The organism is Quatrionicoccus australiensis, from assembly GCF_020510425.1.
Taxonomy (GTDB): Bacteria; Pseudomonadota; Gammaproteobacteria; order Burkholderiales; family Rhodocyclaceae; genus Azonexus; species Azonexus australiensis_A.
In genome coordinates this window covers 3,589,380-3,612,402 of the sequence record NZ_JAHBAH010000001.1, presented here as the reverse complement: position 1 = coordinate 3,612,402, position 23,023 = coordinate 3,589,380, and the positions used below count along the sequence as shown (strand labels likewise).

17 protein-coding genes are annotated in these 23,023 nt (G+C 60.3%); 9 read left to right on the top strand and 8 right to left on the bottom strand.

Annotated features, from left to right (window positions below):
- The first annotated feature begins 111 nt into the window (after positions 1-111).
- Positions 112-1,050, top strand: a complete 939-nt coding sequence (gene cysD / locus KIG99_RS17245; protein WP_226461272.1) for a sulfate adenylyltransferase subunit CysD — start codon at positions 112-114, stop codon at positions 1,048-1,050.
- A gap of 86 nt (positions 1,051-1,136) precedes the next feature.
- Positions 1,137-2,411 (top strand): sulfate adenylyltransferase subunit 1, encoded by a 1,275-nt coding sequence (locus KIG99_RS17240; protein ID WP_226461271.1) that lies wholly within the window; start codon positions 1,137-1,139, stop codon positions 2,409-2,411.
- A gap of 67 nt (positions 2,412-2,478) precedes the next feature.
- Here the strand turns inward: KIG99_RS17240 and KIG99_RS17235 are convergent, their stop codons facing one another.
- Positions 2,479-5,220, bottom strand: coding sequence for an ankyrin repeat domain-containing protein (locus KIG99_RS17235; RefSeq protein WP_226461270.1), 2,742 nt, complete (start codon positions 5,218-5,220; stop codon positions 2,479-2,481).
- A 412-nt stretch (positions 5,221-5,632) separates the two neighbouring features.
- Here KIG99_RS17235 and KIG99_RS17230 point away from each other — a divergent pair, with 412 nt between their 5' ends.
- Together KIG99_RS17230 and KIG99_RS17225 are read left to right on the top strand one after the other, a co-directional pair.
- The gene (locus tag KIG99_RS17230) at positions 5,633-5,908 is read left to right on the top strand and encodes a WG repeat-containing protein (RefSeq protein ID WP_226461269.1); all 276 of its coding nucleotides are present in this window, start codon (positions 5,633-5,635) and stop codon (positions 5,906-5,908) included.
- Positions 5,899-6,813: a viperin family antiviral radical SAM protein gene (locus tag KIG99_RS17225; RefSeq protein WP_404817893.1), complete on the top strand. Its 915-nt coding sequence runs from the start codon at positions 5,899-5,901 to the stop codon at positions 6,811-6,813. Before KIG99_RS17230 ends, KIG99_RS17225 begins: the two co-directional genes overlap by 10 nt.
- Before the next feature lie 222 nt (positions 6,814-7,035).
- Here KIG99_RS17225 and KIG99_RS17220 read toward each other — a convergent pair whose 3' ends face one another.
- The 3 genes from KIG99_RS17220 to KIG99_RS17210 are packed head-to-tail and all read right to left on the bottom strand — an operon-like array spanning position 7,036 to position 12,528.
- A complete protein-coding gene (locus KIG99_RS17220) occupies positions 7,036-10,998 on the bottom strand; it encodes an EAL domain-containing protein (RefSeq protein WP_226461267.1) in 3,963 nt (1,320 codons plus the stop codon).
- Positions 10,958-11,602: a biliverdin-producing heme oxygenase gene (locus KIG99_RS17215; protein WP_226461266.1), complete on the bottom strand. Its 645-nt coding sequence runs from the start codon at positions 11,600-11,602 to the stop codon at positions 10,958-10,960. The genes KIG99_RS17220 and KIG99_RS17215 overlap by 41 nt, the downstream gene beginning before the upstream one ends.
- Entirely contained in the window at positions 11,599-12,528 is a 930-nt protein-coding gene (locus KIG99_RS17210) for a MerR family transcriptional regulator (protein WP_226461265.1), read from the bottom strand. The genes KIG99_RS17215 and KIG99_RS17210 overlap by 4 nt, the downstream gene beginning before the upstream one ends.
- Positions 12,529-12,715: 187 nt before the next feature.
- Here KIG99_RS17210 and KIG99_RS17205 point away from each other — a divergent pair, with 187 nt between their 5' ends.
- A complete protein-coding gene (locus tag KIG99_RS17205; protein WP_226461264.1) occupies positions 12,716-13,828 on the top strand; it encodes an FIST signal transduction protein in 1,113 nt (370 codons plus the stop codon).
- On the top strand, positions 13,825-15,987 hold the full coding sequence (locus KIG99_RS17200; RefSeq protein ID WP_226461263.1) for a putative bifunctional diguanylate cyclase/phosphodiesterase: 2,163 nt from the start codon (positions 13,825-13,827) through the stop codon (positions 15,985-15,987). The genes KIG99_RS17205 and KIG99_RS17200 overlap by 4 nt, the downstream gene beginning before the upstream one ends.
- 68 nt (positions 15,988-16,055) lie before the next feature.
- Here the strand turns inward: KIG99_RS17200 and KIG99_RS17195 are convergent, their stop codons facing one another.
- From KIG99_RS17195 to rquA, 3 genes are all read right to left on the bottom strand, one after another.
- Complete coding sequence (locus KIG99_RS17195; RefSeq protein WP_226461262.1) at positions 16,056-16,559, bottom strand: YfiR family protein; 504 nt, start codon at positions 16,557-16,559, stop codon at positions 16,056-16,058.
- Between the two features lie 10 nt (positions 16,560-16,569).
- Positions 16,570-18,555, bottom strand: coding sequence for a TonB-dependent receptor plug domain-containing protein (locus KIG99_RS17190; RefSeq protein ID WP_226461261.1), 1,986 nt, complete (start codon positions 18,553-18,555; stop codon positions 16,570-16,572).
- Between the two features lie 187 nt (positions 18,556-18,742).
- Positions 18,743-19,483, bottom strand: coding sequence for a rhodoquinone biosynthesis methyltransferase RquA (rquA, locus tag KIG99_RS17185; RefSeq protein ID WP_226461260.1), 741 nt, complete (start codon positions 19,481-19,483; stop codon positions 18,743-18,745).
- Between the two features lie 173 nt (positions 19,484-19,656).
- Between rquA and KIG99_RS17180 the strand changes: the two genes are divergently transcribed.
- The 3 genes from KIG99_RS17180 to KIG99_RS17170 all read left to right on the top strand — a co-directional run bounded on the left by KIG99_RS17180 (position 19,657) and on the right by KIG99_RS17170 (position 22,143).
- Positions 19,657-20,148, top strand: coding sequence for a hypothetical protein (locus KIG99_RS17180; RefSeq protein ID WP_226461259.1), 492 nt, complete (start codon positions 19,657-19,659; stop codon positions 20,146-20,148).
- Position 20,149: 1 nt separating this feature from the next.
- Positions 20,150-21,547, top strand: a complete 1,398-nt coding sequence (gene dbpA / locus KIG99_RS17175; protein ID WP_226461258.1) for an ATP-dependent RNA helicase DbpA — start codon at positions 20,150-20,152, stop codon at positions 21,545-21,547.
- Positions 21,548-21,798: 251 nt separating this feature from the next.
- The gene (locus KIG99_RS17170; protein ID WP_404817892.1) at positions 21,799-22,143 is read left to right on the top strand and encodes a helix-turn-helix domain-containing protein; all 345 of its coding nucleotides are present in this window, start codon (positions 21,799-21,801) and stop codon (positions 22,141-22,143) included.
- Here KIG99_RS17170 and KIG99_RS17165 read toward each other — a convergent pair.
- Positions 22,140-22,691 (bottom strand): M48 metallopeptidase family protein, encoded by a 552-nt coding sequence (locus KIG99_RS17165; protein ID WP_226461256.1) that lies wholly within the window; start codon positions 22,689-22,691, stop codon positions 22,140-22,142. The two genes, KIG99_RS17170 and KIG99_RS17165, sit on opposite strands and share 4 nt — an antisense overlap.
- Between the last annotated feature and the right edge of the window lie 332 nt (positions 22,692-23,023).

Below are 23,023 nucleotides of genomic sequence, written 5' to 3'. Positions count from 1 at the left end.
CACGCGCCTTTATATCAAATCACGATAAACAGATGCTCACATGTTCTTAATTGAATATTAAGGCCTTGCTACAATGGCGCCCATTCGACAATCCCTGCGGATTACCCAGCAATGACCCAACGCTCCACCTCCTCCACGCTCAGCCATCTCGACTGGCTCGAAGCCGAAGCCATCCACATCATGCGCGAAGTGGCCGGCCAGTGCTCCAACCCGGTGCTGCTCTTCTCCGGCGGCAAAGACTCGCTGTGCCTGCTGCGTCTCGCCGAAAAGGCCTTCCGCCCCGGCAAGTTCCCCTTCCCGCTGCTGCACATCGACACCGGCCACAACTACAAGGAAGTCATCGCCTTCCGCGACCAGCGTGCCGCCGAACTGGGCGAGCGCCTGATCGTGCGCTCGGTCGAAGATTCCATGGCGCGCGGTACGGTCGTGTTGAAGCATGAAGGCGAATCGCGCAACAAGCACCAGTCGGTGACCTTGCTCGAAGCCATCGAGGAGTTCGGCTTCGACGCCTGCATCGGCGGCGCCCGTCGCGACGAGGAAAAGGCCCGCGCCAAGGAACGCATCTTCAGCTTCCGCGACGAATTCGGCCAGTGGGACCCGAAGAACCAGCGCCCGGAACTGTGGAGCCTGTACAACGCCCGCAGCCACAAGGGCGAGAACATTCGCGCCTTCCCGATCTCGAACTGGACGGAAATGGACGTCTGGCAATACATCGAACGCGAAGGCCTGGAACTGCCGTCGATCTATTTTGCCCATACCCGCCCGGTCGTCATGCGCCAGGGGTCCATCGTGCCGGTCAATGTGCCGCTCGTTTCCGGTGAACTCGCCAACCCGGTCAAGGCCGGTGAAGAGGTCATCGACCTGCTGGTGCGCTTCCGCACCGTTGGCGACATCTCCTGCACCGCACCGGTCGAGTCGGATGCCGACAACGTCAGCAAGATCGTGCTCGAAACCGCCACCACCACCATCACCGAGCGCGGCGCAACGCGTCTGGACGACCAGACCAGCGACGCCTCCATGGAACAACGCAAGAAAGAAGGGTACTTCTAGGATCGAGTTATTAGGATCGAGGACCCAGCAAAACCGCGGCCCACTCGATCCTCGATCCTGAATCCTTGATCCTTACGGAAAAAAACATGACCACACAAGACAAAATCGAAGATCACGGCCTGCTGCGCTTTTTGACCTGCGGCAGCGTCGATGACGGCAAGAGCACCCTGATCGGTCGCCTGCTGTACGACACCAAAACCATTCTCGCCGACACCCTGTCGGCCATCGCCAAGACCTCGGAAAAACGCGGCCTCGGCGCCGTCGACCTGTCGCTGCTCACCGACGGCCTGCAAGCCGAACGCGAACAGGGCATCACCATCGACGTTGCCTACCGCTATTTCTCGACCGGCACGCGCAAGTACATCATCGCCGACGCACCGGGCCACGAGCAGTACACCCGCAACATGGTGACCGCCGCCTCCACGGCCAACCTCGCCATCATCCTGATCGATGCGCGCAAAGGCATGCTGACCCAGACCCGCCGTCATTCCAAGCTGGCTTCGCTGGTCGGCATCCCGCACCTGATCGTCGCCATCAACAAGATGGACCTCGCCGACTATTCGCAGGAAACCTACGAAAAGATCAAGGCCGACTATCTTGAATTCGCCGCCAAGGTCGGCATCGAAGACATCCGCTTCATTCCGCTTTCCGCCTTGAACGGCGACATGATCGTGGACCGTGGCGACAACCTGAACTGGTACGAAGGCCCGACCCTGCTCGAAATGCTCGAAGCCGCCCCGGCCGCGCATACCGAGCACACCGAGAAGTTCCGCTTCCCGGTCCAGTACGTCTGCCGCCCGCAGGATTCCGCCAACCCGGAACTGCACGACTACCGTGGCTTCATGGGCCGCGTCGAAGCCGGTTCGATCAAGGTCGGCGATGCCGTCACCGTTTTGCCTTCCGGCCGCGAGTCGACCGTCAAGGCCGTGCAACTGGGTGGCATCGATATCGGCGAAGCCTTCACCGAGCAATCGATCACGCTGCTGCTCGCCGATGAAATCGACACCTCGCGCGGCGACATGATCGTCAAGTCAAACGAAGTGCCGGCCGCCGTCAAGCAGATCGAAGCCACCGTCTGCTGGATGGCCGAAGCGCCGATGGACCGTGCCCGCACCTACCTGATCCGCCACACGACGCGCGACAGCAAGGCCAAGCTCGCCGCCATCGACCATCGCCTGGACGTGAACACCCTGGAAAAAGTCCCGGCCGAAAAGCTGGCGATGAACGACATCGCGCAAGTCACATTCAAGCTGGCCCAGCCGCTGTTTGCCGATCCCTACCTGGAAAACCGCGGCACCGGCGCTTTCATCATCATCGATGAAAGCAACAACAACACAGTTGGCGCCGGGATGATCCTGTAACGGTCGACTGCGCAAAACAAGCAAAAACGCCTCCGTGATGGAGGCGTTTTCGTTCCATAGCCGAATTTCAGTGAATCGTCTGCATATCAAGCAAGGCAACTATTTCCTGGAGTTCTTCCTTAGTTCCCATTTGGCGCTTCTTCTGCTCCCGCATGTAGCCGAGCCAATCCTCGTAATTTTCAAGGATGCCCCGTGCCATATCCAGCGGCGTCAGCCCTTCAGCATTTTTATGCCCAGCCAGTCCTGGATAGGCTTCGACAATCATCCTCACGCCAATCAACCAAGCAAAACGAACGGCAGTATGCAAAGCGGTGTTCCCCTCCCCCTCACTCACCTTCAGCACGTCGGGGTTCGCGTCTAGAACCGCACCAAGACAAGGGCTGGAAAGCCCGGCCACTGCCGCGTGCAGCGCCGTTCTTCCGAGGTAGTCCTGAGCATTGATGTCAGAAAGTGGAACAAGAAGGCGGGTCAAATCGGCGCTACCGTTATCTGCTGCCAGCATCAGCGGCGTCTGTTTCTTGAAATCGGCAATCCGGGCTTGCTCCGGCCAAGCCTCCAGCAACAGGCGAATGGCCTCCCGGCGGTTCTGCATGTGTGCCTCAGCCTTGCCGAACCCACCTAATAACTGAGGAGGCACCATCGAGCGCATCATCGGCATCTTGTTCTCAAATTCATGAAGTAGCTTGAGCCACTGCATCAACACGCTACTCCGGCGGGCATCCTTCAAGTTGTCCTCGCGGAAATGGCGCGCATTTCCTGCCATCCAGTCGCGCAACCCATCCCAATTCGCCGTCTCGATCAAACCGAACGTTTCCTCCACGATGGCGACGAAGTTTGCCTTTCCCGGCCCCTCAAACGGTTCAACACCCGGATATGGTTGATAAAGTGTTGTCCCGAAAAACCCCTCGCATTCTGTAGCGGCATCCTCGAACGAAGGAACGCCATTGGGGAATTCCATGAAATGCAGCATGTTCCGGTAATACGGTGCGTGATTTTTTGGATTAAAGGCTCCACGCACTATCGCGGTAGCGAAGCCGTCTCGGGCGATCTCACCCCGTAACCCGCCGTAAGCCCGTTCTGAACATGCCTCCAGTGCTGCCTTGAAATCTTTTTCGGCCTCGGCCGCACGACTCTCGAACAAAGCATGTTTGGCCCGGAAGCGCAGCAAGGGCGCTTTCCATTGCTCCCAAGCCTTGGTATCCGCCTGGGCGGCATCCAGCAATACCTGAACTTGCTCGCGGGTATCTTTCGGGCGCAAACGCGGATCCACGTTAAGCAGAAAACCGAGTTCCAGCAAGCGGACAGACCCCTGTTCCAGAGGTGAAGCGGCCAGTTCTTTCATGCGTTCCAAGGCACATTGACGTATCCAGTCCGTCAGTCCCTTCGACTGTACGAACTGGCTCAATACCCAAAAGCTGTTTATTGCCTGCATGGCGCGCTTTGGTGAGCCGGCCCTGACCTTCTCCCGCAAAATCTCAAGGCTTTTGTCCTCTTCAAGCTCTGACTGAATGCGTTTTAGCCAGGGTTTGAGTGTTGAAACCCACTCCTCCTTCTTCGCTGCAACAAAATCCTCCAGCCCATCCTTCGGCTGTAGTAACAGGAAATGCCGAGTCAAACGTTCCGCAAGAAGACTTACTCGTGCCGGCCAATCAAGCGAAGGCTGGATTACCAGCAAGCGGTCGTAAAACGACAGAGGAGGAAACTGTGCCTCGAACCATTCATCCTGCTCGGCTTCGGTTTCGCGGCGATCCGAAGATGCCTGAATGCTCTTGTTGTAGATCGTCTCAAAAAGACTAATCAGTTGTAGCACCTTGTTTTGCTTGGGATCGTGTGCTTGCTCTGGCTGCAACTCTGGACAGAGGTACTTCACCAAATCCTGATACCCCGCCTGTGCCAGCCTTGCCACACGCAAACGTTGGCGCACGGTTGCCATATCAGGAGCGGCGTAGCGGATGGCAATATTCCGAACAAACGTTTCTTTTTCGTTGTCGCTCGCGCTGCCATCGAAAATCAGGCACAAACGTTCCGGCTTCATGGGAATTTGCTCGGAAATCTGCTCGACACTCAACCTCCTGTGATCTACGACAAATTTCAGAGCATTTTCGAACTGTTCGTCGGTTGTCCAAGCTTCATCAAACGCAAGAGCGCCAACGAAAGACAAGGACGCATCGTTTGGGAAAACTTCCTCAATTTTTTCAGCATTATTGGGAACGACTCCCGCCAACCAGTTACGCAAGGTACGCACCGCCGCGTCGTTCCCTCCTTCCCTTTCGCGCAGATTTTTATTGCCGATTGCAATACTCAGATCGTCAACAGATGGCGCCGCCAGCAAATCAAGCAACCACTCGATCACTTTAGTTATCGGCAATTTGACTTCCCCGGTTTCTGGATCGCCGCTCGGCAAGAACCAGAACTCCCCACCGGGCATGCCTGCGTCAATGGGCGGTAAATCATGCTCTGTATTGGCCTGCGACCAGAACGCAATATTCCGCGCCCAAACCGGCACATGGATACACGCCAGCGTGTGCCACAGCACCTGCTGCTGACTAGCGTTGCCTGTCCATGTCTTTAGCTCAATGGCTTTCAGAATGCCGCCCAGTTTCTCGACTACTCGCAATGCATCCCGACGAGCACTCTCATCGAGTTCCAAGGCGTCGAAAATTTGCTGCAAGAGCGACTGAATCCGGTTGACATGACCGTCCACTTCCATTTCGTAGCCAGTAAATCTCAATTTATTGGGTAATGCTTTCAAGCCAAGACGAGTGTGAACTTCATTCAGCATTTCTTCAAAAGTCGGCAGATGAGCCATGATTTTCTTCGCGTGATTGATGACGATCAGATTTAACCAAACAGCTTATCAGTCCCTCAAGGAAAGATCGCGAACACACCCACTTTTTGTCTGACCAGCCGTTAAAAAGGTGTGTTCGCGATCTTTCCGTGTCTTTCTCCGCCGCAATTTCGACAATGCCATCCATCGCAGGCAAGTCGCCTCCGATTCCACCCCGGCCTTCCCTCAAGCCCCGGCGGATTGTACGAGGGAATTCATCAGGAGAAACACCATGAGCAATAACACCCCGAACTGGCCCAGCAAGGTACCCAACGCTCCATCTGGCAACCATCGCACCAACAACCCGCCAGCTCCCAAGAAGTAAGCAACCCTAACCACGGGCGCTCTTCCCGGAGCGCCCGTACAAAGCACTGTCGCCAGAAAGGCCAAACTCATGTTCAAAAAACTCATCGCCGCCCTACTCTCCCTGTCGCTGCTCACCCTCAGCGCCTGCGGCACATCCGGCCCGAAATACCGCAACGTCCGCTCCTACAGCGAAGGTCTCGCCCCCGTTCAGACCCAAGGAGGACGCTGGGGATTTATCAATGAAAGGCAGGACTGGGTTATCCAGCCAAGATTCGAAGATGCCCGCGAATTTCAGGGTGGCAAGGCTGCTGTTCGTCAAAACGGCAAATGGGGCTTCATCAACCGGCATGGAGAATGGCTGTGAAACCCGCCAGCGAACTGGTTATCAACTGGCACCTGACCGAAGCCTGCAATTACACCTGTCGTTATTGCTATTCAAAATGGCACGCAGATGGCGCAGGCAAGGAACTCATTCACAACGCCGCCAGCAGCGCGACTCTGCTAGCGGAGATTTATCGCCACTTCGCCCCGACACCCCGCAACCACGCCCGGCTGGGCATGAAATGGCAGTCGCTCCGCCTAAGCATCGCAGGCGGCGAGCCGCTGCTCTACGACCGGGAGATTGTCCGGATTGCCACGCAAGCCAAGGCTATTGGCTTCAACGTATCGCTGATTACCAATGGCAGCCGCCTGACTCGCCCTTTGATGGCGGAATTGGCACCACAACTTTCAGTGCTCGGACTGAGTCTGGATTCTGCCCTGCCCGCAATCAACCGCGAAATCGGTCGGGCAGATCGGCATTCGCTGGTTCTCTTGCAGGAAGAACTGAGCGAGATTGTTGCGTTGGGTCGAAAACTGAATCCCGATCTGCGTCTGAAGATCAACACCGTGGTCAACGCCCTCAACTTCACGGAAGACATGAGCCCGCTGATTCGACAATTGTCGCCGGACAAATGGAAGGTGCTGCGCATGTTGCCGACCGTTACCAGCGACCTGTCCATTGCCGACTACGAATTCGCGGAATTCGTTGATCGCCACACATTGCTCGGCAACATCATCAGCGCCGAGGACAACAGCGACATGGTTGAGTCGTACATCATGATCGACCCGCGTGGCCGCTTCTTTCAGAACTCGCTGAGCGGAGGCGGCTACCGTTACAGTGCCCCCATCCTCGACGTTGGCGGCGAAGCTGCGTTTCGCCAGATCAACTGGCTGGCCAAAAAATTCATATCCCGGTACACAGCCGAAGCCAGCGAGTACATGGCATGAGATATTGCAAGCTCAAAGAAATCAACGCGCTGGTCAAGCAGTTGGTTCGCCAGGGATGGTCGTTCCAGCGAGGTGGTAGACATGGACGGCTGCGCCCGCCCGGCGGACAAACCACATTGACCGTTCCATGCACACCTAGCGATCGACGGGCATTTCTGAATTTCAGACGGGATGTCCGGCATATGGCGGGGTAACTCGAACGCCCCCCCGCCGAGCCCCAATTCAGCTCAACCAACCCAACAAATCCTCCGGCAGCATCGGACGGGCGAAGTAGTAGCCCTGGATATTGCTCACCCCTTCGTTTTTCAGGAACTCCATCTGTTCGACGGTTTCGACGCCTTCGGCGACGATTTCGACCTTGAAGCTCGAACCCAGCGCGAGGATGGCGCGCACGATGGCGACGTCGGCGGCATTGCCAGGAATGCCATCCACAAAAGATTTGTCGATCTTGAAACAGGTGATCGGGAAGAGCTTGATGTGGGAGAGCGAGGAATAGCCGGTACCGAAGTCGTCGACCGCAAGCAGCGTCCCGAGCGCGCGCAGTCCGGCCGTAATGCGGCGGGCGGTTTCGCCCGATTCGAGCGCGCCTTCGGTGATTTCCAGTTCGAGTCGGGCCGGGTCTATACCTGACTTCCGGATCGCCGCCTCCACCTCGCCAATGAAGGAATCCTTGAGCTGGGCCGGCGCAACGTTGATGGCGACCTTGGGAATCGGCAGCGCCTGTTCACACCACAGCCGCATCTGGCGGCAGGCTTCGTTGAGCACCCAGAGTCCGAACTCGCCAATCAGCCCCATCTCCTCGATCATCGGCAGGAAAGCCGCCGGCGGAAGCACGCCGCGTTGCGGGTGCCGCCAGCGCGCCAGCGCTTCGACGCCCTTGACGCTGCCATCGGCCGGATCAACCTGCGGCTGGTAGACCAGGAAAAACTGCTGCTCCAGCAAAGCGTGACGCAGCTCGCTGGTCATCTGCAACTTGTCGTTGAGCCCCTGCACCATGTCCTGCGAATAGAACTCGTAGCAGTTGCGGCCGCGCTGCTTGGCGCCATACATCGCCGTATCGGCCGCCTTGATCAGTTCCGATGAGCGTCGGCCATCGTTCGGATAAATGGCTATCCCGATACTCGCCGTCGGAATCAGCTCATGCCCGCCCATCAGCAGCGGTTCGGCCAGGCCGGCGAGCATGCGAGTCATCGTCTCGCCGATCATGTGCACGTCATCGAAGCCCTCCATGAACAGCACGAACTCGTCGCCGCCCCAGCGGGCGAGAACATCCTGCTTGCGCGTCGCCGCCTGCAGGCGCTCGGCGACAATTTTCAGATACTTGTCGCCGACCGCATGGCCCAGGGTGTCGTTGATGATCTTGAAACGATCGAGATCGATGAAAATCACCGCGGCACCATAATTCTGGCGCTTGCAGCGCTGCAGGCTCTGATCCAGGACTTCTGTGAAATTCATCCGGTTGGGCAGGCAGGTCAGCGGATCGTGATTGGCCAGATGGAAAAGCCGCTCCTCCGCCTGCTTGGCCTTCGAGATATCGGAAAACACCGAAACGTAGTTCTGCACGTTGCCGGCATTGTCGAGCACGGCCGATATGCTGCCCCACTGCGGATAAATCTCGCCATTCTTGCGCCGATTCCAGATTTCTCCGGACCAGCGCCGCTTTTCCTGCAGGAAGCGCCACAATTCGGCATAAAAATGTGGCGTATGCACCCCCGACTTGAGCAGGCGCGGACTCTGCCCGAGGGCTTCATTGCTGCTGTAGCCGGTAATTTCGGTAAAGGCCCGGTTGATCGAGGTTATCCGACCTTCGCTGTTGGTCACCATGACCGCCTCGGCCGCCTCGTCGAGAATCACCTCGGTCGGCAGGCTTTGTCCGGCCTCGGCCTTGGGGGCGATTTCACTGAACACCACGACGCAGCCACTGACCTGCTGGTGATCGGACAAGGGCGTGCACACATACTGCAGCAACATGTTCGGGCGCCCCACGCCAGCCTCGACCAGCTGCGTTCCCTGGCGGGTTTCGCCATCCTTCAGCGTGGCGATGAACGGGCAGCCAAAGCCTGCGTCAGTGCCGCAAGCCTCCGGAACCTCCCAGCAAAAGACCTCGCAGCAATAACGTCCGACCAGTTCCTCTTCGTCGTGCCCGAGGAGTTTGACGGCCACCTCGTTGGCGTAAACCACATTGCCGTGATTGTCGATGCTGACCAGGCCTTCGCCCGCCGCTTCAAGAATCTGCGTGTGGCGACGATGCACATCCTCGATCGCCAGCTGATAGTTGTAGCGCTGTGTCACATCGCGCGCATTGAGCAGGATCTCGCTCTCGCCATGCGCACCGATGGTGTGCTTGAGGGTCGCTTCGACCCATAAATCGGAGCCGTCCAGCCGCCGCCCCCGCATCACCCGGGTCGTCATTGCACCAAGCGACTGCAAGGATTGCAGCAGGCTGGCGATCACCTCGGGCTCTTCATCCACGACATCGCTCAGGCAGAGGTCGTTCAACTGCAGACTCTCGCGCCCGAACAACTCACGGCAGGCAGGGGAGGCAAAACGGAAATGACCGTCCAGTTGCAGGCGGGCAATCATGTCGGTCGAGTTTTCAGCGAGCAGGCGGTAACTCTCCTCGCTGCTTTTCAGGGCTTTCTGGGCCAGCACCTCGATCAACGCGAGCGACAGCGAATTGGCCGCATCGATCTCGACCTGGGACCAGGGCATCGACTTGTCGTGGTAGGTCTGGATCCAGGTATCAAAAGAAGTCCGCGGCGAGATCCGCAAACCGTCGGCGTCGCGAATCACCGTCTTTTGCGGGTTGCCGGCCCAGCGCAAGGTACGCAGGATGCCGGGACGGAACCAGATGACGAAGTTGTTCAGCTTGTGATCGAGCGGCGCCACCATCATGCCGCTCAGCGCATCATCATCGACACTCAGGCCCGCGCCTTCGAGCAACTGGCGCAGATCGTCGGTATGAAACACCGGTGCCACCGGCAGTTCGCGCAGCAGGCCGATCAGACGATCAAGCAACGCAGGCGGCGGCACATCGCCCAGCAGGTGACGAGTCCCCTCAATGGTGACGACGGCGCCCTCGGCACGGACCAGGCCGAGCAGTTTTTCCTTGAGCAGCACGATGATCGAATCAAGCTCGTCCGACGTCCGGATCAGGCTGGTCAACTCGTAAAGCAGGTCGCGGATGCGCAGACTCATCGCATCGCGCTCCACGGCATCCATGTTGATCAGTTTCAGGGAGACCACGCGACCGATGAACTCGTCGAGTTCGCGCGAACGCAGGCTGACATAGCGCGGCGTGAAATGGTGACAGGCAATCAGCCCCCACAGCCGGTCGTTCTGCACCAGCGAAATGCTCAGGCTGGCGCAGACCCCCATGTTGCGCAGGTATTCAACATGCACCGGCGACATGCTGCGCAACCAGGAATGGCTCAGATCGATCGCCTGCGCCGGTTGCTTGCCATCGACCGAGAGCAGCGCCACCGGCTCGGCATTGACGTCGGCAATGACGCGCACCAGGTTTTTTGTGTACAAGGCGCGCGCCTGCGGCGGGATGTCGGAAGCGGGAAAATGGTTGCCAAGATAGGAGTCGGCTTCCTCGATCTTGCTTTCGGCAATCACCTCGCCATCCCAGTTGGCGTCGAAGCGATACATCATGACCCGGTCAAAGCCGGTCAGCGAACGGACCTGCTCGACCGCCATGCGGGCGTACTGATCGAGATCGTTTTCCGCATCCAGCTTCCACAGCGCATCACGAATCGGGATGAACAGCTTGTGAAAGACGTCGCCGGTCGATGCCTGCGCCTGCTCAACCTCGATCACGAAAAGATCGCCGGCGAGAAAGACCTGGGCATCGTAAGTACGCAATTTGCCATCAAATGGCAGGTCGACCGACCAGACCTTGGCCCCGCCCCAGTCACCGAGCTCAATCAGCGTGTGCAACCAGTCCAGCTGCTCGGCACCGATCAGCTTGGCCAGCGGCTCGCCAATCACCGCACCGGCGGTCGACGGGAAAATACTGTCCAGATTCGCGCTCGCCGCCCGGATGATGAAGCTTTGTCGATCAACCGCCAGCAACACACCCACCGGCTGAATGCTGCCGATCAGGTGAATCGGTTCGCTGGCGCAAACCTTCAGGGCTTCTTCAAGCGCCGCTTGCTGACTGGCTTCGGGCAAGGTATTCATCGAGAACTGCTTCCATCGTGGCAAATGTCGTGCGGGCGGCCTGCAAGGCACTCTGGCGAACCGCTTCGTGAGTCAGGGCAGCATTGATAAAACTGTCGAACTGCTGCCACAGTGGCATGGTTTGATCGCCATAGCCGTAGAAAAACCGCGCGCCCTGGTCCGGCGAGAGCACCAGATGCGTCGCCAGATGCCGCGAAATGACCTGGCCGCCCAGCGAAGAGCCTTCAATGGTGTAGAGCGCGCCCAGCAACTGCCCCTCATCGGTCAACGTCATCGCCGGCAGTGAAATGCCGGCTTGCCGGAAAGCAAGCTCGGGATCGATGCCGAAATACGCCAGATCTTCCACCAGCCAGGGCAATTTGCGCCGTGGCGCATACACGAAGCGGCTCAAGCCGGCGGCCAACGCCTGGTCGATGGCTGCCTCGAGGGCGCGGTAAAAATGGAAGTAGGCGGTCAGTACGAGCTGGTATGTCGTCAAGGCATAGTCAGGCCGGGTAATACCCGCCAGCAGGGGATGCTGATTCAGTCGGACATGTTCGGCATGGGTGCCATCCCGCAACAGGCGGCGGACAGCGGAAAGATCGGTCGGCGTGGCCAAATTCAAGCTACCTTTGCCTGATCGGCCGCGTCAGTCATTTTGGCGCTCTGCTCAAGGGCCGCCACCGCTGCGCGCAAGTCGGAAAACACACGGATCCCGCGCGACGGGCGTTTGATGAAGGAGACACCAGCCCCGCCGGCCCACAACGCCACTGTCGCCGGGAGACTCTGGCGCAAATGTGTCAGGAGCGGCCGCACCCGCCATTCGGGATAGGAAAAACTGAACGACAGGGCAACGATATCTGCCTGACAGGCCCGTGCAGCCGATGCCAGCTCACTCGGCGGCACATGCGGGCCGATATCGGTACACCAGGCCCCCGCATCCGCCAGCACGGCCTGGACCATGTACAGGCCGAGCACATGCAACTCGTCGCTGGGTGTGGCAAACAGGACGCGCGGGTAACCGGCTTTCGGGATCGCTTTGCCGATTTCTGCAAGCAGCAGGCGACTGAGGATGCCGGTACATAGATGTTCGTGGTAAATCTCGATTTCACCCCGTGCCCAGGCATCACCGAGCCCGGTGACCAGCGGCGAAACCGTGTCAATGACGAAATCGTGCAAGCTCTGCCGCTGCCGCTCGGCCAGCAGGAAAGCATCGAGGCCGGCCAGGTCGAATTGTTTCAGTAAATCCAGCGCCTGCCGGGTCGATGCCGATTCCGATTGCTCATTGCCGGCGCAGGCCGCCACCTGAGCCAGTTGCTGCAACTCTTCCAGCGACTTGCCAACCACCTGCCGGGCGCGATAACCGGTGTTCTGCAGACGCTTGATCAGGCGCAGCTGGGCAACCTGCTCGCGCGGATAGCCGGACACCCCGTCGCTACCGGACAAGGGGGTCGGAAAACCGTAACGGGACCGCCATTTGCGCAAGAGATCCTTGCCCAGACCGGTTTCACGCTCAAGCTCCGCGGCGTCGACGACACTGGCTGAATTCATGGCCCCGGATGATACGCCTTTCGTCAGTGTCCGTGACACATTGTCACGGACAGATTCGAAATTTACCCACCATAACCATCCATGCCGGGCGAGAGTAGAATTTCCGGAAACAATTCAAAAACTCTGCCTCCGGTCATCCCGAACGGCGCCGGAGGTTTCGTGGCAGGGCATTCAGGGAGTCTTTCACATGCAGGTCAGGTTCGAGGCGACAGGAACGCTCGCTGCGCTGACGCCGATTCTCGACGCACTCGACGCACAACCCGAAATCGCCGGCTTGTTGCTGCTGACCTGCGACGACAACGGCTTTTCGCCGGCAGCTCTCGACCCGATCCTGCACAAACTCGGCAAGCCCGTTTTTGGCGGCATCTTTCCGCGCCTCATCTTCGGCTGCGAGCACTTTGCCCGCGGCAGCATCGTCGTCGGCTTGCCGGTACGCCCCGACATCCGCCGTATCGGGCAACTGAGCGATGCCGCACTCGACATCGACCAGGCGGCAGCGGCCTGTGCCGACCTGCGCGCCGCACAAGGCAGCCTGCTCATTTTCGTAGACGGCTTTGCCGGCCGCATCGGCGATCTGATCGGCGCCCTGTTCGAGCATCTCGGACTGGGCATGAACCAGATCGGCGGCGGCGCCGGCTCTCTGTCGCTGATGCAGAAACCTTGCGTGATCAGCAATGCCGGCCTGCAACAGGATGTCGCCCTGCTGGTTCATCTTGAAATCGACAGCCGCATCGGCTCCGGCCACGGCTGGACCGTCATCTCGGACTCGATCAAGGTCACCGCGGCCCACCAGAACACCATCCAGCAACTCAATTACCGGCCGGCGCTCGAGGTCTACCGTGAAATCGTCAGCGCCCATGGCGGCACCGAACCCGGCCCGGACAACTTTTTCACCGTCGCCAAGGCCTACCCCTTCGGCATTCACAAGCTCGGCAGCGAAGTCGTGGTGCGCGACCCGATCAGCGTCGGCAGCGATGGCAGCCTGACCTGTGTCGGCGAAGTCGCACCCGGCGCATTTGTCCATGTTCTGCACGGTGAACCGCTGGCGCTGATCGCCGCCGCCGGCGAAGCGGCCCGCCGCGCCTGCGCCGGAGCCAGGCCGGGCGAACTGCGCCTGTTCATCGACTGCATCTCGCGCGTTCTCTTTCTCGGCGAGCGCTTCACTGAAGAGCTTGCCATCGTCCAGGGCGAGGAGCCGCTGATCGGCATGCTGGCGATCGGCGAAATCTGCAACAACGGACGTGACTACCCCGAGTTTCTCAACAAGACCGCCGTGCTCGGCCTGCTGGCCAGACCATGAATACCTGCCTCGAAACCGAAATTCTCTACCAGATCTCCCTGGTCATCGGATCGAGCACCGAACTCGGCCCGATGCTGCGCCGCACCGCCAGCACCCTGCTGCGCCTGCTCAACGGCACCAGCTGCGCCATCCTGCGCGCCACGCCGGCCGCCCACGACGGCCAGCCAGCCGAAGCCGCCTGCCTACTGCCGCGCCATCCGCTGGCCAATCCGAGTTTCCATGCCTTCCTGCTTTACGGCGCCGGCCTGAGCGAGCAGCAGAGCGCCCCGCGGGTGCGTGAAATCGGCGACACGCACTTCCATTTTTATCACCTGCCCGGCTTCGGCACGCTGGTTTTCGGCCGCCAGGGCGAAGCGCTCAGCCAGACGCTGCAACTAGCCTTTCTGCCGCTGGCCGAGAAGCTGGCCCAGGCTGCGGTCGTCTGCCTGATCAAGGACAGCATGCAACTGGCCGCCAGCGTCTTCGAGAGCAGCCAGGAAGGCATCATGATCAGCGATGCCGACAACCGCATCGTCGATGTCAATCGCGCCTTCTCGCGGATCACCGGTTTCGCGCGCGATGAAGTCGTCGGCCGCGACCCCAGGCTGCTCAGTTCCGGCATGCAGGAAGCCGCCTTTTACCAAACCCTGTGGCAGGATCTCCAGAAGCATGACAGCTGGCGCGGAGAAATCTGGAACCGCCGCAAAAGCGGCGAGATTTACGCGGAAATGCTGTCGATCGCGGTGATTCGCGACCCGCAAGGTGCCGTCAAGAACCATCTGGCGGTATTTACCGACATCAATCACTTGAAGGAGCACGAGGCCGAGCTTTACCGCATCTCGCACTTCGACCCGCTGACCGCATTGCCCAATCGCCGCCTGCTCGACGACCGCCTGCGCCAGGCGATGGCGCATGCGCACCGCACAGATGGCTCGCTCGGCATCTGCCTGCTCGACCTCGACGGTTTCAAGGCGGTCAACGATGCGCACGGGCACAAAACCGGCGACATCCTGCTCAGCACCATCGCCACCCGCCTGCAAGCCAGTGTCCGCGAGGACGACACCATCGCCCGCCTGGGCGGCGACGAATTCGTGATCGTCCTGCAGGGAATCTCCGACCCCGGCGAGTGCGACGAAATCATGCGCCGCATCCTGTACGCCGCCGCCACGCCGGTCAGCCACGGCGACATCACTTGCCAGGTCTCGGCCAGCATCGGCGTCACCTTCTTCCCGAGCGACGACGCCGATGCCGACACCCTGATCCGCCATGCCGACCAGGCGATGTACCTCGCCAAGCAGAGCGGCAAAAATCGCTACCAGCTCTTCGATACGCAGCAGGACCGGCAGGTTCAGGCGCACCGCGAATCGCGCCTGCGCCTGGCCTGGGCGCTGCAAAACGACGAGCTATGCCTTTTCTACCAACCCAAGGTCGATCTGCGCAGCGGCGAAATCGTCGGCCTCGAAGCCCTCATCCGCTGGCAGCACCCGGAACTGGGCCTGCTCGCACCGGCCAACTTTCTGCCCGCCCTGGCCGGCACCGAGCTGGAAATCGGCATCGGTCAATGGGTCATCCACCAGGCCCTGCGCCAGCTAGCCCAATGGCAGGCCGCCGGGCGAGAGTTCGGGATCAGCATCAACATCAGCGCGCACCACCTGCAACAGCCCGATTTCACCCGGCAACTGCAGGATGCCATTGCCCGCGTTGACGGCATCGACCCGCGCGGCCTCGAACTCGAAATCCTTGAAACGGCGGCCATCACCCGCCTCGAAGACGTCTCGAAGACCCTGCTCGAATGCCGGGCGCTCGGCATCAGCATCGCCCTCGACGACTTCGGTACCGGCTATTCGTCGCTGACCTACTTCCAGCGCCTGCCGATCCAGACACTCAAGATCGACCAGGGCTTCGTGCGCAACATGCTAACCGCACCCGGCGACCGCAGCATTGTCGAAAGCGTCATCCGCCTGGCGCAGGCCTTCGAGCGCGACGTCATTGCCGAAGGCGTCGAAAGCATGCAACACGCCGCCAGTCTCTACCAGCTCGGCTGTCACATCGTGCAGGGCTATGGCATCGCCCGCCCGATGCCGGCGGACAACCTGCCGGCGTGGATGGACAAATGGGAGCAGGAAGCCAGCTGGCTGAGTTTGCCTGCGCCGGGCCGGACAACAACAATGGAAGGCTGACGGCGGTTTTCGCCATTTTTTCGGCGTGGACCGCCTGGCGACCGGGCGCCACCAAACAGTGCGCCCGCCTAGCTCTTTCTGACGTAACGGGCCAATCTGAGCAGATTCGAGGCCGGACGCAGGTTGAGGCGACGGCACAGGTCGAAATTGACATCGAAGGCGAGGCGCTGATTCTCGAGCACCAGCACCACCCCGACCTTCGCCAGTTGCGGCACATCGGTCATGGTCAGGACAGGCTCATCGCCCAGTTCGCGCTCGATCCGGCCAAGATTGACCACCTCGTCACCGCCGACATACAACACCTGGCACTTGCGAATCGCCACCGGGGTGGTCAACCCGGCCACCGCAACGCGCCGGTTGCCGATATTGCGTCCCTCGTATTTCCTCAATGCCTGGACGATGTTGTCATCACCCAGCACACACAGGTTGAAGCTCTCCTGATCCGTGTCCGGCCACTCGGTATATTGCGCGATGCGATAGATGTAGGCCGCCTTCATGTCGTGCTCGCTTACCGGCCCGGCATGCGCCGTCAGGCTCAGGCAGGCAAGGAGAAGGAGGAGAAGGTGGCGCACGGTATCTGGCTCAGAGGTCGTAGTTGAGCTGGAACCAGAAAGTCCGGCCGTCCATGCGCAGGCTGTCCTGCGAAATACCGCTGTCCGGCCGCCAATCAAAGGGCGACACCACCTCGTAGTGCCGGTCAAACAGATTACGGATGCTCAGAGATGCCGACAGGCCATGCCACTTCTCGATACTGGAGAAAGTCAGGTTGCTCAGCGCAAAGCCACCCAGGTGACGCCGCTCCAGCGTCTGGCGCGAACCGGTGTACTGCGCTTCGTAGCCGGCGCGCAGACCGCTGCCGCCGAGCGGGAAAGTCACATTGAACTTGCCCAGCACATGCGGCGAATTGGCCAGCGGCGCCCCGTCGGTATCGACCGCATCCTGCCAGGCGGCACTGGTGCGCAGACGCAGGCCGTTATCCCAGTTGCTTTCGAGCTCGATCTCCAGCCCGTGGGTATTGCTCGAACCGGTGGCGACATAGTCGTCGAGGATGGCGCTGTACTGCATCTGGTTGCTGCGCCGGTAGCGATAGAGCGAGCCGGTGAAGCGCATGCCCGGCGACAACTGGTGCTGCAGCACCAGCTCGCTTGCCGCGACATATTCGGGCGCAGCCAGTGCGCCATAGGCCGAGCGGTCATTTGCATTCGGCATCCGGAAGGCCTCGCTGTAGGAAGCCTTCACGGTGGTCCGGAAATCCGGTTTGTAGATCACCGCCAGACGCGGACTCCAGTTGCCCGGCAGATCGCTGGCATCGTCATAGCGAGCGCCAAGGTTGATCGACCATTGCTCGTTGATCCGGTATTCGTCGGCCAGGTAAAAGCTGCTCGTGCGCCGCGCATAGGTTTCCTGACGCTGGCGGACGACGGCACCGGCCGGCGAAAGATAATCCCGGAGGAATCCCTGGCGGTAATCATTGCGCCACTCGACCCCGAAAATGATCGAGTGATCGCGGAACCAGTTGCCGACGAACTTCTGGTCGAAGCCCCACCACTTGCCCTCGAACTGGCGATGCCCGTATTTTTCCCCGTCGCTGTCATCGGCAAACTCGCGAAAGCTCTCGTATGCGTAGTAGCCGTGATAAAAGCGCGACGACGAGTGCAGCAGCAAACCCAGATCGGTGTCGTAACGGGCATTGACGAAGCCGTTCTCGTCGCGCATCGAGAACGGCCGGTTGAAGGCGGTGTAGCTGTTCGGATTATTCGGCACCATCTTCTTGCGGTCCACATAGGCGCCCTCGATGCTCCAGCCGGCGTAAGCCAGCTTGCCGAACAATCGCCAGTTGCGGTCTGCATCCTGATGCTCGGCAATGCCGTTGTTGGTGGCCGGGGTGTCGTAGGCAGGAAAATGCAGCCGGCTCTGCCCCTTGACGTCGAATGCAGAGGCCGACAACAGCAGATCGAGTCCGCTCTCGAAGCGCTTGCCGTAGGTCAGGCGCTCCTTGCGCCCGCCATGGCTGGACAATTCGCCGGAGACCTGGGCCGCATTGAAGTCGTGCCCCTTGCGGGTGACGACATTGATGATGCCGAGCATGGCATTGTTGCCGTAAGTCACGGAGCCGGTACCCGGCACATATTCGACACGCTCGACCAGTTCGAGATCGATCAGGCCGGATTCGTCGATATAGGCCTGATTGAACACACTGTCCTGCGTTGCGTAACCGTCGATCAGCAGCATGATGCGGCCGGCGTAGTCACCGGGCGCCCCGTGCGCCCGCCCGCCCGGATACTGGTAGCGGAAATCGTAGGTGGTGTACAGGCCACGCATCGAATTGATCACGTCAGCCAGTGTCCGGTAGCCGTAGGCGCGAATGTCGGCGGCGGTGACGATGGCCACGGCAGAGGGTGAATCGCTGACCTGTTGCGCCAGCCGGGAGGCCGAGACCACTTCATGCTGCAACAACTGTTCAAGCGGCAGATCGGCCAGCCCGGCCTTGTCGCTCGCCTGGGCAATACCGCCCGAGACAGCGAGAAGGACAGCAAGAACCAATAATCTCTGATTGAAAAAGTGCATCAGCAGGAGCGATTCCGGTTAAATCGGCCAAAATTGGACGGCAACCGCCCATTGTCCCATACAAAACCGGCAAAACGGCCACGGGACAAGCACCCTGGAGGAATCATGACATGGCACTAGACCAACGGAATACAGGATGCTGCAAAATCCAGGAGCAGAGCGGTCGACGCCACCCAAAGCCCGTTTTCTAGCGGCGGATGACAATCTTCTGGTAAAGCTCGCCGAACGAAGTGCTTTTCTTGATCGACGCCGGCACCACGCCGGCCGGCAGCCAGCTGACGATCTCGTGCCGCCACAGGTCGAGCGCAAAAGGCTCCAGGGTTTTCAGCACCAGATGCATGACGTAGCGCAGCGGATTGCTGGCATGCGGCTTGTGGTAATCGACAATGACGATCTGCCCGCCCGGTTTGGTGACGCGCAGCGCCTCGGCCAGCGTCGCGGCGCGTACCGCGGCCGGCTGTTCGTGCAGCAGGAAGAAAAGCAGCGTCGAGTCGAAGCTCGCTTCGGCAAAGCCCAGGGCGCTTGAGTCCTGCCGGGCAATGTGGATGCGCGGATCGGGCGCCAGCTTGCTGCGCAGATTGGCAATCTGGATCGGTGCCACATCGATGATGTCGAGGCGGGCCTCGGGTGCCAGGCGGGCCGCGATGCGCTGGCTGAAATCACCATAGACACAGGCGACCTGCAAACAGCGGCCATGGATGGTCGGCCCCAGTTCGGCCAGCGCCGTATCGCGCAGGCGACGGAAATTGCCCCACAAAATCAGGTTGACCAGCCATTCACGCTCGAAGAAGCGCACGGCTCTTGGGTGCAGGTAGGCCCACCAGTAATGCTGACCGAGATATTCCGGAATATCGGCAGCCGGTTCAACTTCGGGGAAAGCGCGGTCACAGTCGTACGGCGCGGCAATATCTGTGGCGTTTGGCTTCATAGTTGCATTCTCTCCCGGTTTAATGCCTGAAAGCACTCGTTATTTTGGGGTGCCAGCCCTTACACTCTCACCCTCACCGAAAAGCACTGCTTTCCATCCGCGCCTCCCTACGCCCGGATGTTTGGTGCCCGCACCCGGCCGGCACCCATTTCACAGAATTTCAAAGGTCAAAGATGCAAGCCATTCATGATGTAGACGTCCTCCTCCTGCTCGCCACGATGCTCGGCGCCAAGAGAAAACCCGCCGAACTGCTCGACATTGTCGCCGCCATCGACCTGCTGCAAGGCAATGTCCCGGCTGCGCCGAAACTGGCCGAAGCCTTCTCCCGCCTCGCCGCCAACGGCCTGCTGGTGCAGGCCGGCGAAGGCTTTTCGCTGACCCCGGATGCACAGGAAATCGTCAACAAGCTGCCGAAAAAGGCCGACACCGCCGAACGCCTGTTCATCATCCGCGACAAGCTCTCGATGTACGCCAGCAAGGGCGAACACGCTGCCGTCACGGTTGAGGAAGCCGCCGTCAACGCCGCCATCACCGCGCACCGCGCCGCCGCGGCCAGCCCGGTCAAGAACCTGCTGGTGCCGAAGCCGAAGCCGGAAGACAAATCGGCGCAGCGCCCCGGCCAGCGCCAGCGCAAGCCGATGCCGGCGCGTCGCCGCAAGGACTGAGATGAGCGAAATCACCGAAACCGCCAGCCCGTCCTTCGCCGAGCTGCCTTTGCCGGCCGCCATGCAGGCGACCCTGCAGCAACTCGAATACCACAGCATGACGCCGATCCAGGCGGCCAGCCTGCCGCTCGCGCTGGCCGGCAACGACCTGATCGCGCAAGCCAAGACCGGCAGCGGCAAGACCGCCGCCTTTGGCCTCGCCCTGCTCAACAACCTGAATCCGAAGCGCTTCGCCATCCAGGCGCTGGTGCTCTGCCCGACGCGCGAGCTGGCCGACCAGGTGACGCAGGAAATCCGTCGCCTGGCGCGCTTTGAAGAGAACATCAAGGTCCTGCCGCTGTGTGGCGGCTCGGCCATGCGCAACCAGATCACCAGCCTGGAAAACGGCGTCCATATCGTGGTCGGCACACCCGGCCGCATCATGGACCACATGCAGCGCGGCAGCATCCGCCTTGAAGAACTCAACACCCTGGTTCTCGACGAAGCCGACCGCATGCTCGACATGGGCTTTCACGACGACATCGCCTACGTCGTCAAGCGCCTGCCGGCCGAGCGCCAGACCCTGCTCTTCTCGGCGACCTACCCGGAAGGCATCGCCCAGCTCGCCAAACAGTTTCTGCGCCAGCCCAAGGAAGTGAAACTCCTTGAACAGCACGCCGAAACCAAGATCCGCCAGCGCTTCTACGAGGTCAAGAACGAAGAGCGCCTGCAGGCCGTCGCGACGCTGCTCAAGCATTACCGCCCGGTCAGCACGCTCGCCTTCTGCAACACCAAGCAGCAATGCCGCGACCTGCTCAACGTGCTGCGCCATGAAGGCATCCAGGCCCTGACCCTGAACGGCGACCTCGAACAGCGCGAGCGCGACCAGGTACTGATCCAGTTCGCCAACCGCAGCGTCTCCGTGCTCGTCGCCACCGACGTCGCGGCACGCGGCCTCGACATCGCCAATCTCGAGGCGGTGATCAACGTCGACGTGACGCCCGATCCGGAAATCCACATCCACCGCATCGGCCGTACCGGCCGTGCCGAGCAGGATGGCTGGGCGCTCAGCCTGTGCAGCAACAGCGACCGCCGGCGCATCACCGCGATCGCCCAGGCAATGAACTGCCCGCTCGAAGTCGATAGCCTGAGCGATCTGAAAAACGACGACAGCTCGCCGCTGGTGCCGCCGATGTCCACGCTGCAGATCCTCGGCGGGCGCAAGGAAAAGATCCGCCCCGGCGACATTCTCGGCGCACTGACCGGCGAAGCCGGCTTCACCCGCGAACAGATCGGCAAGATCACCGTCACCGACCAGAGCAGCTACGTCGCCGTCAATCGCGACATCGCCCGCGACGCCGTGCGCAAGCTCTCGGCCGGCAAGGTCAAGGGCAAGACGGTCAAGGTGCGTACGCTGTAGAAATCGCGCTTTTCCAGCGGTCGACCGCTGGAAAAGCGCAAAAAACAAAATGGCGCGGAGCGTAATCCGCGCCATTTTTTTGCCCGCAACCACACGACGGCACGGAGAGCGCCTCGCCTCTTTTGCACAGAAACGATTAAATTGATAATGCAGTATCAATTTAATCGTTTATTTGCGTTATGATTTCGTCTGATGGTTGATATCCCGACCACTAGCCAGGCCAAGCCCGAAAACCGAAAGGAGAGGCAGGAATGACAATCAGACAACCGAAACTTGTTTTCAAGACCGGCGAACAAGCGCGCCAACTGAGGAAACAATTAGGCATGAGCCAGCATGAATTCTGGGCACGCGTATCAGTCACCCAGTCCGGCGGATCGCACTATGAGGCCGGGCGCGACATCCCGAAGTCGGTGCAATATCTGTTGCAGATTGCCTTCGGTTCGGAAAAGCAGTTCGGCGAACTCCTCGACTGGCTGCAACGTCCCGATCGCAAACAGCTTGCGCTGCTGGCCCAGCCAACCCGCGGCGGCACGCTGAGCATCAAGCGGCCGCGGCCCGCCGGCACTGCAACGACCAGTCTGTCCGCCGCAATCTAGGCATCCGCTACCAGACTGTCGGGCGTTGCCGGCCACAGCGCACGCCCGCCGGCATCGAGATGGCAAAGATAGGTGCGCAGGTCGAACTCCAGTTGGAAGTAATCCGGCGCCATGTGCCGGCACAACTGGTAAAAGGCCTTGTCGTGCGCGCGCTCCTTGGTGTGGGCAAGTTCATGCACGACGATCATGCGCAGGAAATCCTCCGGCACCTCGCGAAACAGCGTCGATACGTGGATCTCGCGCTTGGCCTTGAGCTTGCTGCCCTGCACCCGCGCAATGCTGGTGTGGGTGCCGAGCGCATTACGGATCACATGCAGCTTGCTGTCGAAAGCCACCTTGCTGATCTGCCCGGCGTTGCGCAGATAGGTGTTCTTGAGGTCCAGCACGTAATCGTAAAGCGCCCGGTCAGTGCGCACGGCATGCGGCTGCGGATACTTCTTGAGCAGGATGCCGGCCAGTTGATCGCCCTCGATCAAGGCTTGCACCTGCGCCACCAGGTCGGCCGGATAGCCGGCCAGATAGGGTGTCGGAGACTTGTTTGCGGTCATTGCGGCATTGTAAGTTGTTGCTGCAAACGACGAGAAGCGCTCGTGCGCAACAGGCCAACTCATCATGCAAGCTCGCCGGCATCGGCCCGCCATGTACCCCCCGGAATACCCGACAATTTTTTATGCTAGATTGACCGCCCGGACGACCGGCCCTCGCCTGTCACAAGCAGTCAGCCCAATTCCATTTCCCAACTGCGCGCTCTCAGCGCCAGCAACGCATCACCACGAAGCGCATTCTCCGGCGACAGGAAGACCAATAGCCGATCCCTATCAATCGAATCCGACCAATCAATTAGATAAAAAACCCCGCCTTTTCTAAGATGACCGTGTTG

Bases quoted from the DNA above. Each gene is read 5' to 3' on its own strand.
- cysD (WP_226461272.1), top strand. From the start codon at position 112: ATGACCCAACGCTCCACCTCCTCCACGCTCAGCCATCTCGACTGGCTC.
- KIG99_RS17240 (WP_226461271.1), top strand. From the start codon at position 1,137: ATGACCACACAAGACAAAATCGAAGATCACGGCCTGCTGCGCTTTTTG.
- KIG99_RS17235 (WP_226461270.1), bottom strand. From the start codon at position 5,220: ATGGCTCATCTGCCGACTTTTGAAGAAATGCTGAATGAAGTTCACACT.
- KIG99_RS17230 (WP_226461269.1), top strand. From the start codon at position 5,633: ATGTTCAAAAAACTCATCGCCGCCCTACTCTCCCTGTCGCTGCTCACC.
- KIG99_RS17225 (WP_404817893.1), top strand. From the start codon at position 5,899: ATGGCTGTGAAACCCGCCAGCGAACTGGTTATCAACTGGCACCTGACC.
- KIG99_RS17220 (WP_226461267.1), bottom strand. From the start codon at position 10,998: ATGAATACCTTGCCCGAAGCCAGTCAGCAAGCGGCGCTTGAAGAAGCC.
- KIG99_RS17210 (WP_226461265.1), bottom strand. From the start codon at position 12,528: ATGAATTCAGCCAGTGTCGTCGACGCCGCGGAGCTTGAGCGTGAAACC.
- KIG99_RS17205 (WP_226461264.1), top strand. From the start codon at position 12,716: ATGCAGGTCAGGTTCGAGGCGACAGGAACGCTCGCTGCGCTGACGCCG.
- KIG99_RS17200 (WP_226461263.1), top strand. From the start codon at position 13,825: ATGAATACCTGCCTCGAAACCGAAATTCTCTACCAGATCTCCCTGGTC.
- KIG99_RS17190 (WP_226461261.1), bottom strand. From the start codon at position 18,555: ATGCACTTTTTCAATCAGAGATTATTGGTTCTTGCTGTCCTTCTCGCT.
- rquA (WP_226461260.1), bottom strand. From the start codon at position 19,483: ATGAAGCCAAACGCCACAGATATTGCCGCGCCGTACGACTGTGACCGC.
- KIG99_RS17180 (WP_226461259.1), top strand. From the start codon at position 19,657: ATGCAAGCCATTCATGATGTAGACGTCCTCCTCCTGCTCGCCACGATG.
- dbpA (WP_226461258.1), top strand. From the start codon at position 20,150: ATGAGCGAAATCACCGAAACCGCCAGCCCGTCCTTCGCCGAGCTGCCT.
- KIG99_RS17170 (WP_404817892.1), top strand. From the start codon at position 21,799: ATGACAATCAGACAACCGAAACTTGTTTTCAAGACCGGCGAACAAGCG.
- KIG99_RS17165 (WP_226461256.1), bottom strand. From the start codon at position 22,691: ATGACCGCAAACAAGTCTCCGACACCCTATCTGGCCGGCTATCCGGCC.